The organism is Streptomyces sp. MA5143a (assembly GCF_900290235.1).
In the GTDB taxonomy this organism is placed as follows: domain Bacteria; phylum Actinomycetota; class Actinomycetes; order Streptomycetales; family Streptomycetaceae; genus Streptomyces.
On record NZ_OLMK01000018.1, the window covers coordinates 117499 to 129990 of the forward strand.

General features: G+C 72.0%; 12 protein-coding genes. 1 reads left to right on the top strand and 11 read right to left on the bottom strand.

Going from position 1 to position 12492, the window contains the following annotated elements; all coding sequences use genetic code 11:
- Window positions 1-2: 2 nt before the first annotated feature.
- A complete protein-coding gene (locus SMA5143A_RS09505; RefSeq protein ID WP_107462454.1) occupies window positions 3-1037 on the bottom strand; it encodes an aspartate carbamoyltransferase catalytic subunit in 1035 nt (344 codons plus the stop codon).
- Window positions 1038-1162: 125 nt separating this feature from the next.
- Window positions 1163-1759 (bottom strand): bifunctional pyr operon transcriptional regulator/uracil phosphoribosyltransferase PyrR, encoded by a 597-nt coding sequence (pyrR, locus tag SMA5143A_RS09510; protein ID WP_055522447.1) that lies wholly within the window; start codon window positions 1757-1759, stop codon window positions 1163-1165.
- A 219-nt stretch (window positions 1760-1978) separates the two neighbouring features.
- Here pyrR and bldD point away from each other — a divergent pair, with 219 nt between their 5' ends.
- Window positions 1979-2479 (top strand): transcriptional regulator BldD, encoded by a 501-nt coding sequence (gene bldD / locus SMA5143A_RS09515; RefSeq protein WP_055522449.1) that lies wholly within the window; start codon window positions 1979-1981, stop codon window positions 2477-2479.
- Window positions 2480-2658: 179 nt separating this feature from the next.
- Here bldD and nusB read toward each other — a convergent pair whose 3' ends face one another.
- From nusB to SMA5143A_RS09560, 9 genes are all read right to left on the bottom strand, one after another.
- Window positions 2659-3093: a transcription antitermination factor NusB gene (gene nusB / locus SMA5143A_RS09520; protein WP_055542045.1), complete on the bottom strand. Its 435-nt coding sequence runs from the start codon at window positions 3091-3093 to the stop codon at window positions 2659-2661.
- 2 nt (window positions 3094-3095) lie between these two features.
- Window positions 3096-3662, bottom strand: coding sequence for an elongation factor P (efp, locus tag SMA5143A_RS09525; protein WP_055522452.1), 567 nt, complete (start codon window positions 3660-3662; stop codon window positions 3096-3098).
- Between the two features lie 60 nt (window positions 3663-3722).
- Entirely contained in the window at window positions 3723-4829 is a 1107-nt protein-coding gene (locus SMA5143A_RS09530) for an aminopeptidase P family protein (protein ID WP_107462455.1), read from the bottom strand.
- A 568-nt stretch (window positions 4830-5397) separates the two neighbouring features.
- On the bottom strand, window positions 5398-6384 hold the full coding sequence (locus SMA5143A_RS09535; protein WP_107462456.1) for an AAA family ATPase: 987 nt from the start codon (window positions 6382-6384) through the stop codon (window positions 5398-5400).
- A 178-nt stretch (window positions 6385-6562) separates the two neighbouring features.
- Window positions 6563-7654 (bottom strand): 3-dehydroquinate synthase, encoded by a 1092-nt coding sequence (aroB, locus tag SMA5143A_RS09540; RefSeq protein WP_099965484.1) that lies wholly within the window; start codon window positions 7652-7654, stop codon window positions 6563-6565.
- The gene (locus SMA5143A_RS09545; RefSeq protein WP_107462465.1) at window positions 7651-8133 is read right to left on the bottom strand and encodes a shikimate kinase; all 483 of its coding nucleotides are present in this window, start codon (window positions 8131-8133) and stop codon (window positions 7651-7653) included. Before SMA5143A_RS09545 ends, aroB begins: the two co-directional genes overlap by 4 nt.
- A 32-nt stretch (window positions 8134-8165) precedes the next feature.
- Window positions 8166-9350, bottom strand: coding sequence for a chorismate synthase (aroC, locus tag SMA5143A_RS09550; protein ID WP_099965485.1), 1185 nt, complete (start codon window positions 9348-9350; stop codon window positions 8166-8168).
- A gap of 178 nt (window positions 9351-9528) precedes the next feature.
- Window positions 9529-9987: a (2Fe-2S)-binding protein gene (locus tag SMA5143A_RS09555; protein WP_107462457.1), complete on the bottom strand. Its 459-nt coding sequence runs from the start codon at window positions 9985-9987 to the stop codon at window positions 9529-9531.
- A 78-nt stretch (window positions 9988-10065) separates the two neighbouring features.
- Complete coding sequence (locus SMA5143A_RS09560) at window positions 10066-12273, bottom strand: xanthine dehydrogenase family protein molybdopterin-binding subunit (protein ID WP_107462458.1); 2208 nt, start codon at window positions 12271-12273, stop codon at window positions 10066-10068.
- Between the last annotated feature and the right edge of the window lie 219 nt (window positions 12274-12492).

Below are 12492 nucleotides of genomic sequence, written 5' to 3' on the forward strand. Positions count from 1 at the left end.
TCTTACTTCTCCTCGGCCGCGAAAGGGGTGTGCGCGGAGCGCTCGTTGGAAGGGTGGTGGTGGGCGACGGGCGGGCGGGTGTGGGTGACGGCGGGCTCGTTGCCCCCGAGCAGCAGGTAGAGGACGGCCATGCGGATGGAGACGCCGTTGGCGACCTGCTCGACGACGGTGCAGCGGTCGGAGTCGGCGACCTCGGCGGTGATCTCCATGCCGCGGACCATCGGGCCGGGGTGCATCACGATCGCGTGCTCGGGCATCCGCGCCATGCGGTCGCCGTCGAGGCCGTAGCGCCGGGAGTACTCGCGCTCCGTGGGGAAGAACGCGGCGTGCATGCGCTCGCGCTGCACGCGCAGCATCATCACGGCGTCGGACTTGGGCAGGGTGCTGTCGAGGTCGTACGACACCTCGCAGGGCCAGGACTCGATACCGACCGGCAGCAGGGTGGGCGGCGCGACGAGGGTGACCTCGGCGCCGAGGGTGTGCAGCAGGTCGACGTTGGAGCGGGCGACGCGGCTGTGCAGGACGTCGCCGACGAGCGTGATGCGCCTGCCGGAGAGGTCCTGGCCGAGGCCGGCGTCCCGGCCGACGAGGCGGCGACGCATGGTGAAGGCGTCGAGCAGGGCCTGGGTGGGGTGCTGGTGGGTGCCGTCGCCCGCGTTGATGACGGCGGCGTCGATCCAGCCGGAGTTCGCCAGGCGGTAGGGCGCTCCGGAGGCGCCGTGGCGGATGACGACGGCGTCGACACCCATGGCTTCGAGGGTCTGGGCGGTGTCCTTGAGGGACTCGCCCTTGGACACGCTCGATCCCTTGGCGGAGAAGTTGATGACGTCCGCGGAGAGGCGCTTCTCGGCGGCCTCGAAGGAGATCCGGGTCCGGGTGGAGTCCTCGAAGAAGAGGTTGACGATCGTGCGGCCGCGCAGGGTCGGCAGCTTCTTGATCGGCCGGTCGGCGACCCGGGCCATCTCCTCGGCGGTGTCGAGGATCAGGACGGCGTCGTCGCGGGTGAGGTCGGCGGCCGAGATGAGATGACGCTGCATCTGTCAGGCTCCGTAAAGGCGATTCGGTTCGGGAGGCGAGGCCCGGCCGGCCGGTCACAGCCGGGCGGGCGGACGCGCGGGTGGGCGACGCGGGGCGCACGGCAGGGCCGTACGCCGGGTGGTCGCTACTGCTGCGCGCCCCTGGCGGCCGGCTTGGCACCGAGCAGCACGGTGTCCCGACCGTCCTCCTCGGCGAGCTGGACCTTGACCGTCTCCCGCAGCGACGTGGGGAGGTTCTTGCCGACGTAGTCGGCGCGGATGGGCAGTTCGCGGTGGCCGCGGTCGACGAGGACCGCGAGCTGGACCGCGCGCGGGCGGCCGATGTCGTTCAGCGCGTCGAGCGCCGCGCGGATCGTGCGGCCGGAGAAGAGGACGTCGTCGACGAGGACGACGAGGCGGCCGTCGATCCCGTCACCGGGGATCTCCGTGCGGGCCAGCGCACGCGGCGGGTGCATGCGCAGGTCGTCGCGGTACATGGTGATGTCGAGCGAGCCGACCGGGATCTTGCGGTCCGTGATCTCCGCCAGCTTGTCGGCGAGCCGCCGGGCGAGGAAGACGCCCCGGGTCGGGATGCCGAGGAGCACCACGTCGTCGGCGCCCTTGGCGCGTTCGACGATCTCGTGGGCGATGCGGGTCAGTACGCGTGCGATGTCGGGGGCCTCGAGGACGGGCCTGGCATCGGACGGCTGCGGATCCTGTTGCGGATTTTCCTGCGTGTCCATACGAAACGGACCTCCTTCTCCGCCTCACGGGACGGACCTTAAAGGACGTCGGATTTGCGCCATCCACGGTAGCAGGCCCGGGGAACGCCCCTGATCACCCCCCTGGCCCAATGGAGAGCGTTTACCACGGAACAGTCGGTCCGGACCATTCGGCTTGACGGGGCAGAGTCACGCTGCGTAACCTCACAGTGAGTCACCAGCCTTCGTCCGGGGAGCTATATGTCCAGCGAATACGCCAAACAGCTCGGGGCCAAGCTCCGGGCCATCCGCACCCAGCAGGGCCTTTCCCTCCACGGTGTCGAGGAGAAGTCCCAGGGACGCTGGAAGGCGGTCGTGGTCGGTTCGTACGAGCGCGGCGACCGCGCCGTCACCGTGCAGCGCCTTGCGGAGCTGGCGGATTTCTATGGGGTTCCTGTGCAGGAGCTGCTTCCCGGGACGACCCCCGGTGGCGCGGCCGAGCCGCCGCCGAAGCTCGTCCTCGACCTGGAGCGCCTGGCCAACGTCCCGGCCGAGAAGGCGGGCCCGCTCCAGCGGTACGCCGCGACGATCCAGTCCCAGCGCGGTGACTACAACGGCAAGGTGCTCTCCATCCGCCAGGACGACCTGCGCACACTCGCCGTCATCTACGACCAGTCCCCCTCGGTCCTGACCGAACAGCTGATCAGCTGGGGTGTCCTGGACGCGGACGCGCGTCGCGCCGTCTCCCACGACGAGGGCTGACCCCGGGCGAGGCTCAGCAGAAACGTGCCGCCAGGGTGGCCGGAACCTTTCGGTTCGGGCCACCCCGGCGGTTTTCTGTCTCCAGGGACGCGGATGGGGACGCGGACGGGCCGGCGTCCCCGAGGGCCTCCCGTGGGAGGTCGGCCTCGCGTGGAAGCCGGCCTCACGCGGGAGGTCCCCTATTCGGCTTCCCTGCGGAGCGACGGCTTCAGGTCCTTGAGGCGCCCGAGCAGTCCGTTCACGAACGACGGGGAGTCGTCCGTGGAGAACTCCTTCGCCAGCTGCACCATCTCGTCCAGCACCACCGCGTCCGGGGTCTCGTCGACCCAGATCAGCTCGTAGGCGCCGAGCCGCAGGATGTTGCGGTCCACGACCGGCATCCGGTCGAGGGTCCAGCCCACCGAGTACTGCGCGATCAGCTCGTCGATGCGCTTGGCGTACTCGGAGTACCCCTCGACCAGCTGCATCGTGTACTCGCTGACCGGCGGCTGCCTGGTGTCGGACCGGGAATGCCGGATCCAGTCCGCGAGGACGGTCAGGACGTCGGCCCCGCGCTGGTCGCCCTCGAAGAGGATCTGGAAGGCGCGCTTGCGGGCCGTGTTACGGGCAGCCACGGTTAGCTGTTCACCCGGCCGAGGTAGTCGCTCGTGCGGGTGTCGACCTTGATCTTCTCACCGGTGGTGATGAAGAGGGGCACCTGGATCTGGTGGCCGGTCTCCAGGGTGGCGGGCTTGGTGCCACCGGTGGAGCGGTCGCCCTGGACGCCCGGCTCGGTCTCCTGGATGACGAGCTCGACGGCGGCCGGCAGCTCGACGAAGAGCACCTCGCCCTCGTGCTGCGCGACGGTGGCGGTGAAGCCCTCGATCAGGAAGTTGGCGGCGTCACCGACGGCCTTGCGGTCGACCATCAGCTGGTCATAGGTCTCCATGTCCATGAAGACGAAGTACTCGCCGTCCATGTAGGAGAACTGCATGTCGCGCTTGTCGACGGTGGCCGTCTCGACCTTCACGCCGGCGTTGAAGGTCTTGTCGACGACCTTCCCGGAGAGCACGTTCTTGAGCTTGGTGCGCACGAAGGCCGGGCCCTTGCCGGGCTTGACGTGCTGGAACTCGACGACGGACCAGAGCTGGCCGCCGTCGAGCTTGAGCACCATGCCGTTCTTGAGGTCGTTCGTGGAAGCCACGGTTGCTTCAATCTCCTGGACTTACGTGGACGACCCCGGGGCACGCGCGCAGCTCAAGGGCTAGAGCGCGAGCAGCTCCTTGGTCGTGATGGTGAGTAGCTCGGGTCCGCCGTCCGCCTCGGGGCGTACGACGAGCGTGTCATCGATCCGGACACCGCCCCGGCCCGGGAGGTGGACCCCCGGTTCGACGGTGACCGGCACGCAAGCGTCCAGTTTACCCATGGCCGCGGGGGCCAACTGCGGGTCCTCGTCGATTTCGAGTCCCACACCGTGCCCCATCAGTGCCGGGAGGTCCGCGCCGTGGCCCGCGGAGTCCAGTACGTGACGGGCCGCGCGGTCCACGGCGCGGTAGGCGGCGCCGGGGACGAGGCTCTCGCGGCCGGCCCGCTGGGCTGCGAAGACGAGGTCGTAGAGCTCGATCTGCCAGTCGGCCGGCGAGGTCCCGATGACGAAGGTGCGGCCGATCTCGCAGCGGTAGCCGCGGTAGACGGCGCCGAGGCACACGGAGAGGAAGTCGCCCTCCTCGACGCGGCGATCGGTGGGGAGATGGCCGCGGCGGCCGGAGTTCGGGCCCGTGGCGACGGAGGTGGCGAAGGCGGGGCCGTCGGCGCCGTGGTCGACGAGGCGGCGCTCCAGTTCGAGGGCGAGGTGGCGTTCGGTACGGCCGACGAGGATCGACTCCAGGAGTTCCCCGAGGGCCTGGTCGGCGATCTCCGCGCCGATCCGCAGACAGGAGATCTCCTCCTCGTCCTTGACGACCCGGAGCTGCTCGACCGCGCCGCCGAGGTCGGTGAGCCGCAGCCGGGGGGCGACCGAGCGGAGTGCGCGGTGCCGGGCCACGGTGAGGTGGTGCTCCTCCACGGCGAGGGACTCGGCGCCGGCGGCCGTGACGAGCTCGGCGGCCGCGACCGCCGGGTCGCCGCCGGGCTTCGGCAACAGGTGGACGCGGACGGCGTCGTCGGGCCGCCCCTCGGAGCTGTCGCCCCGCGGGGGTGCGGCGCAGAGGAGGACGTCCTCGGCCGCGCCGAGCAGGAGGACGGCGCCGCGGGGGGCCGCGCCCGTGAGGTACCGCACGTTGGCCGGGCGGGTCACGAGAGCGGTGGCGCTGCCGCTCGCCTGGCAGCGTTCTCTCAGCCGGGTTCGGCGGGCGGCGTGGGCGTCTGACATGCCCCGAGCGTATGAGCTCCGCTGGGGGGCCGCCGGTTCAGTGCGGCCGAGTGGGGGTGCGGGGTGCTTGCGCGGGGCCGCCGGTTCAGTGCGGCCGAGTGGGGGTGCGGGGTGCTTGCGCGGGGCCGGGGGGTGAGTGCGGCCGAGTGGGGGTGGGGGGACGGGTAGGAAGGGGTGGGATCGGTTGTGTGCGGGGTGCGGGTGAGTGGGGGCTTGTCGCGCAGTTCCCCGCGCCCCTTGGGTCTGCTGGGGTTGGGCGGGGGGCGTGAGTGACCCTCGCCCCCAGGGCCGCTGGGGCTGAGCGGTGGTCGCCGGATCCGTCGGGCTGCCTTGCCCTGCCCTGCCGGCCGCGGCCTACTCCGCCGCCCTTGTGGTCGGCCGTGTCCCCTCAGCGCTGCCTTGCCACGCCCGGCCTATCCCGCCCGCTCGTGTGCCCTACCTTGCGCCCCCGACCCTGCCCTGCCGACCGCGACCCACCCCGCCGCTTGTGTGACCTGCTCAGTCGCCTCCGACCTGCCCTGTCGGCCACAACCCACCCGCCGATTTCAGAGCTGCCTTGCCGGCCCTGTTACCACTTCGGGGGGCTTGCTATCGATCTGGCCAGGATCTCGTCCAGGACTCGGGCCGTGGCGGGGACGTCGAGTTGGGAGTTGTCGATGATGGGGAGGCCCGAGCCGTACCAGCCGGCCATGCGGCCGTGGATGCGGGCGACCTCCTCGTCTGTGAGGCGGCGGTTGCCCGTGCGCTCCGCGTTGCGTTCGAGGACGATCTCCAGGCCGGGCAGGAGGACGACGGGGAGCAGGCCGGGGCCTACATGGCGTTTCCAGCCGCCGAGGCCGACGACGGGGCGGTCGGGGAAGACCGCGTCGTCGAGGACGCAGGAGATGCCGTTGGCCAGGAAGTTCCGCGCGGCGAAGCCGCAGGTGCGGCGGGCGAGGCGGTACTGCGCCTCGGAGTTGTCGTTCCACCCGGACTGCGGGTCGGCGAAGCCGGAGCGAACCCATTCGCGGACGTCGTCGAGGCTGATGTGCGCGGTGGGCACCCGGCGGTGGTCCGCCCAGTACTTGGCGACGCTCGTCTTGCCCGCGCCCGCGGGGCCGATGAGGAGGACGGCGAGCATGGTGGTCGTGACGTCGGGCACACCGGCGGCGGGCGGCGGGCTCGGCATGGTGACGGGGCCGCCCGGCGGCAGTTGCACGTGTCCGGTGGTGTCCCGGGGCACGCCGGTGTGCTGCGGGGGCGAGGCGGGGGGATGCCCGGGGGCGCCCGCGAAGCCCGGCGCGGGCGGGGGCACCGATCCCGGCGGGGCCGACGGCGCGGGGGGTGCCATGGGCGCGGGCGGGCTCGCCGGCGCGTGGCCGGGGTGCGGGGCCGGCGGCACGGGGGGAGGCACGGGGTGGCTCGCGCCGGGGTGACCCGCGGGGGTGGCGCCCGGTGCTCCCGGGTGCGGTGCGGCGGGGTGCCCCTGGTGGTTCGCCGTGGGCGACCAGGGGGTCGCCGGGTCCTGCCCCGGCCGGTGGGGCGGCGGCAGCGGAGCTCCCACTGCGTGCTGCATCCGGTGCCACTCCGTCTCGTACAGTCACATCGACACTGGCGGGCGGGGCTGTCGGACCCCCGCCCTCACCGAACGGTACCGCCCCCGGCCGCCGTTTGGTGAACGGCCGGGGGCGTCCCGGAGTGCCCAAGTGGCCATGACCACAAGGCGAATCGGGCAAGAGCCGCCCGAACGGGCGTTACTGGCCCACTTCGCCGTATGCCGCGAGGAGCACCGCGGGGTCGGGGCCCTCCAGGACGGTGGGCTTGGCCAGGCCGTCGAGGACGATGAAGCGCAGCAGGTCGCCGCGGGACTTCTTGTCGACCTTCATGGTCTCCAGCAGCTTGGGCCACTGGTCGTAGCGGTAGTGCAGCGGCAGTCCCACGGACTCCAGGACGGTGCGGTGGCGGTCGGCGGTCGCGTCGTCCAACCGGCCCGCCAGACGGCCGAGTTCGGCGGCGAAGTGCATGCCGACGGACACGGCCGCGCCGTGCCGCCACTTGTAGCGCTCGTTCTTCTCGATGGCGTGGGCGAGGGTGTGCCCGTAGTTGAGGATCTCGCGGCGGCCGGACTCCTTGAGGTCGCCGGAGACGACCTCGGCCTTGACCCGGATGGACCGTTCGATCAGCTCGGCCGTGTGCGGTCCTGCGGGCGTGCGGGCGGCCTGCGGGTCGGCCTCGACGAGGTCGAGGATCACCGGGTCGGCGATGAAGCCGGCCTTGATGATCTCCGCGAGCCCGGACACGTAGTCGTTGACCGGCAGCGAGTCGAGCGCGGCCAGGTCGCAGAGCACCCCGGCGGGCGGGTGGAAGGAACCGACGAGGTTCTTGCCCTCGGCGGTGTTGATGCCGGTCTTGCCGCCGACCGCCGCGTCCACCATGGCGAGCACGGTGGTGGGGATGGCGATCCAGCGGACGCCGCGCAGCCAGGTCGCCGCCACGAACCCGGCGAGGTCCGTGGTGGCGCCGCCGCCGACGCCCACGATGACGTCGGTGCGGGTGAACCCGGACTGGCCGAGCGCCTTCCAGCAGTACGCGGCGACCTCGGCGGTCTTCGCCTCCTCCGCGTTCGGCACCTGGATGGCGACGGCCTCGTAGCCCTGCCCGGCCAGATCGGCGCGCAGGGCCTCGGCGGTCTCGTCCAGCGCCTCCGGGTGGATCACCGCGACCCGCTTGGCCCGGTCACCGATCAACCCGCCCAGCTCACCGAGGAGTTGGCGGCCCACCAGGACCTCGTACGGCTCGGTGCCCGCCGTGCCGCCGACCTGGATCCGGGTCACTGTCTCGCTCATGCTTCCTTCAACTCCAGGGCGTTCAGGGCCGCTCGGGTGACGTCCTCGGGCGTGCGGCCGTCCGTGGGCACGACCGCCGTGGCGATCTCCTCGTACAGATGGCGGCGGGCCTCCATCAGCTCCCGCCACTGCTTGCGCGGGTTGACGGCGAGCAGTGGCCGGGCGGTGTTGAGGCCGGTGCGCTTGACCGCCTCCTCGACGTCCATCGAGAGATAGACGACGCGGTGCCCGGCGAGCAGGGCGCGGGTGTCCTCGTCGAGGATCGCGCCGCCGCCGAGGGCGAGGACCCCGTCGTGGGATGCGAGCGCGGTGTGCACGGCCTGCTTCTCGATGGCGCGGAACGCGGCCTCGCCCTCGTCGACGAAGATCTCCGCGATGGTGCGTCCCTGCGCGGCGACGATGTCGTCGTCGGTGTCGCGGTAGGCGACGCCGAGCCGCTCGGCGAGCAGCTGTCCGACGGTGGACTTGCCGACCCCCATGGGGCCGACGAGAACGACCAGAGGCACCGGGCTCACCGGATCGCGAGGTTGTCGAGGTACGAGCGGACGTTGCGGCGGGTCTCGGTGACGCTGTCGCCGCCGAACTTCTCGGCCACCGCGTCGGCCAGGACCAGCGCGACCATGGCCTCGGCGACGATGCCGGCGGCCGGCACGGCGCACACGTCGGAGCGCTGGTGGTGGGCCTGGGTAGCCTCGCCGGTGGTGACGTCCACGGTCTGGAGTGCGCGCGGCACGGTCGCGATGGGCTTCATGGCGGCGCGCACCCGCAGCAGCTCGCCCGTGGACAGGCCGCCCTCGGTGCCGCCGGAGCGGCCGGTGGCCCGCTTGATGCCCTGGTCGGTGGCGAGGATCTCGTCGTGCGCCTTGGAGCCCGGCACGCGGGCCAGGTCGAAGCCGTCGCCGACCTCTACGCCCTTGATCGCCTGGATGCCCATCAGCGCGGCGGCGAGCCGGGCGTCGAGGCGGCGGTCCCAGTGCACGTGCGAGCCGAGGCCCACCGGCACGTCGTAGGCCAGCACCTCGACGACACCGCCGAGCGTGTCGCCGTCCTTGTGGGCCTGGTCGATCTCGGCGACCATCGCCTTCGAGGCGTCCGCGTCGAGGCAGCGCACCGGGTCGGCGTCCAGCTTCTCCACGTCGGCGGGGGTCGGGTACACGCCGTAGGGGGCCTTCGCGGCGGCCAGCTCGACGACGTGGCTGACGATCTCGATCCCGGCGGTCTCCTTGAGGTACGACCGGGCCACGGCGCCGAGGGCGACGCGGGCGGCGGTCTCCCGGGCGGAGGCCCGCTCCAGGACCGGCCGGGCCTCGTCGAAGCCGTACTTCTGCATGCCGGCCAGGTCGGCGTGGCCGGGGCGGGGACGGGTCAGCGGGGCGTTGCGGGCGAGGCCGGCGAGGATCTCGGGGTCGACCGGGTCGGCCGACATGACCTGCTCCCACTTGGGCCACTCCGTGTTGCCGACCATGATCGCCACCGGCGAGCCCATGGTCAGCCCGTGCCGCACGCCGCCGATGAACGTGATCTCGTCGCGTTCGAACTTCATCCGGGCACCGCGTCCGTAGCCGAGGCGCCGGCGGGCCAGGTGGTCCGCCACCATCTCCGTGGTGATCGGCACGCCGGCGGGAAGGCCCTCCAGCGTCGCGACAAGTGCGGGACCGTGGGACTCCCCCGCGGTCAGCCAGCGCAACCTGCTCAACGGTGCTCCTCAGTGCTCGCGCCCGGTACTGCGTCCTGCCTGCGTGTACGCGCGTCCTCGCGTACGGCGACGGCTACCGGGTGCGCGGCCCCGGCCCGCCACCTCCGATCCTCCCACGTCCGGGCGTGCGACCCGGCCGCAGGTCCATCAGGCGGACGCGCCCGTGGGCGGCCACCCGTCACCCCATCCTCGCCGCCGCGCTCTTGATCGCCTCCCGGATGCGGAAGTACGTGCCGCAGCGGCAGACGTTCGCGATCTCGTCGATGTCGGCGTCGGTGGGGTTCTTCGTGCGCTTCAGGAGGGCGACGGCGGCCATGATCTGTCCGGGCTGGCAGTAGCCGCACTGGGCCACGTCCTGCTCCAGCCACGCCTCCTGGACGGGGTGCAGCTTCTCGCCGTCCGCGAGCCCCTCGATGGTGGTGACGCGGCGGCCGGCGGCCTCGGACACCGGGACCACACAGGGCCGGACCGCCTCGCCGTCGAGGTGGCTGGTGCAGGCCTTGCATACGTCGATGCCGCAGCCGTACTTCGGGCCGCGGATACCGAGCAGATCGCGCAGCGCCCACAGCAGGGGCAGGTCGTCCGGGGCTTCGACGGTGACGGTCTCGCCGTTGACGGTGAAGGTGTGGGAGGGCACGGGCGGGCTCCTTGACCAGGGGATACGGGGCGCCAGGGGATACGGGGCGCCGGGCTGGGGGGTCGGCGCGTCGGTGTCTCAGCGGGGGAAGGGCGTGAAGTCGACGTCGAAGCTGACGGGGAAGCTGCGCGGCCTGGTGCCGGTGGCACGCGCGTAGGCGTTGGCGACGGCGCCGACGGCTGCCGGGACGCCGAGTTCGCCGGCGCCGCCGGGTTCGTCGGCGCCCTCGATGACGTGGATCCGTACGTCCTTCGGGGAGTCCTTCTGGCGCGCGTAGTGGAACTGGGAGTAGCTGCCTTCCAGCGGCAGCCCCTTGTCGATGTGGAGTCCCGCCCGCAGGGTGGTGGAGATGGCGTCGGTGAGCCCGCCGAGCAGCTGGGCCTCCAGGCCGCGCGGGTTGACGACCCGGCCGACATCGGCCGCGATGACCGCCCTCGTCACCCGGGGTTTCTTCGGGTCGGTGGCGTCGACCTCGACCAGGCACGCCGTGCAGGACTTGTACTCGTCGTGGAAGCCGACGCCCTGGGCCCAGCCGTCGGGCAGGTCACGCCCCCACTCCCCCTCCTCGGCGACCTTGTCCAGCACGGCCCGCTGCCGCGCGGTCCTGAGGAACTCCCGCCGGAACGCCACCGGGTCCTTGCCGAGCCGCGCCGCCAGTTCGTCGACGATGATCTCCTCAGCCCCGCGGGTGTTGGCCGAGTACACCGAGCGCCACGACCCGGTGTGCATCCTGATCGGCACCTCGGTGAGCGTCTGGGTGGTGATCCCGAAGTGGTACGGGGACTTCACGGTGGTCAGGAACAGGGTCTGGGCGAAGGTCGCGTTGCCGATCCCGGCGGGCAGGCTCGCCGCGGCGGCGGTGAGGGCGTCGCCGAGTCCATGCCGGAAGTCGGTCTCGACGGCCGCGACCCGGTGCTGGAAGGTGAGCACCTGGCCTGCCGCGTAGGTGGCGCGGATCTTGTGGTGGGTGGCGGGGCGCATCCGCCCGTGCCGCATGTCATCGATCCGTGACCACATCAGCCGGACGGGCCGTCCGCTCTTCTTCGACACCACGGCGGCCTCCAGCGCCGCGTCGTAGAAGAGTCGGCGTCCGAAGGAGCCACCCGCCTGCACCACATGCACCGTGACCTTGGAGACCGGCAGCCCGACGGCCTTGGCGATGGCGGCCTGCGCGACGATCGGCGACTTGAGCCCCGACCAGACCTCGGCCCGGTCCGCCCGTACGTCCGCGACCGCCGAGTTGGTCTCCAGCGGGGCGTGACTGGCGAAGGCGAAGTCGAACTCGCCCTCCACCTTCTTCACCAGCGGCCCGAGCACGTCCAGCGACGGAGTCGCCGCCTTCAGCTTCGCGCGGATCTCCTGGTCGGACAGCGCGTCGACGGTACCGGGCCCCCAGGTGACGTCCAGGGCCTCCTTGCCGTCGAGGGCCTGCCCGAACGTCTCCGCGACGACGGCCACTCCCGTGTCGATGGTCACCACGTCGAGCACACCCGGCATGGCCCGTACGGTGGCCTCGTTGTTGACCGCTTTCACGGTGCCGTTGATGGTCGGCGGCCTGCGGACCATGCACGGCTTGGCGCCGGGCACGTCGAGGTCGAGGGTGTACGCCTGCTTGCCGGTGACGAGGGCGCGGGCGTCGATCCGGGAGGTCGGGGTGCCGACGAGAGTGTGCTCGGACTGCTTCTTGGGGGCCACGACGAGCGAGCCGAGGTCGAGGGAGGCTGCGGCCGTGGACAGCGAGCCGTAGGGGGCGGTGCGGCCGTCGGGCGCCACCACGACACCTCGGCGCACCGTCAACTCGTCGGCGTCCAGAGCCCACTGCCTTGCCGCGGCTCCGACCAACCTGGCACGTGCGGCCGCCGCGGTGTGGCGCACCGGGTCGTAGAGGGAGCGGATGGAGTTGGAGCTGCCGGTGAGCTGGTTGAACAGCAACTCGGGCCGGGCGTCGTCCAGTCGCACCCGGACGTGGTCGAGCGGTGTGTCCAGCTCCTCCGCGACGAGCATCGCCACGGCCGTGGTGAGCCCCTGCCCCACCTCTTCCCTCGGCAGCCGGAAGTGGACGAGCCCCTCCTCGTCGACGCTGAGCACCAGCATGTTCGCGGTGGGCGCTCCCGCGAGAATCAGCAGGTCGCCGAGGTCCACCAGGTCCGCCGGTGCGGGCGGCGTCGGAATGACCGCGTCGGCGGTGCCGGGGGCGTAGGCGTCGAGCCCGATCCTCGTCGCGACCGCGAGGGTGGGCGCCGCCACCAGATAGGTGAGGAACCCGCGCCGAGAGTGACGTGACATGACGACTCCGTTCAGCGCCCCGCCGCCGTCGCCGGGCCGCCTCGCGATGATCGCGCCGGGTTACCCCCTGGTACAGACCCTTCACGGGATCAGCACATGCCGGTGAGCGGACCCTCACGTGCCGCCGGTGAGCGGACCTCCACATGACCTGCACCCACGTGACCCGTGCCGAGCCACCGCGGAGGCGGCCAGGGCGTGTTGCGAAAGTCCCGTCTGCCC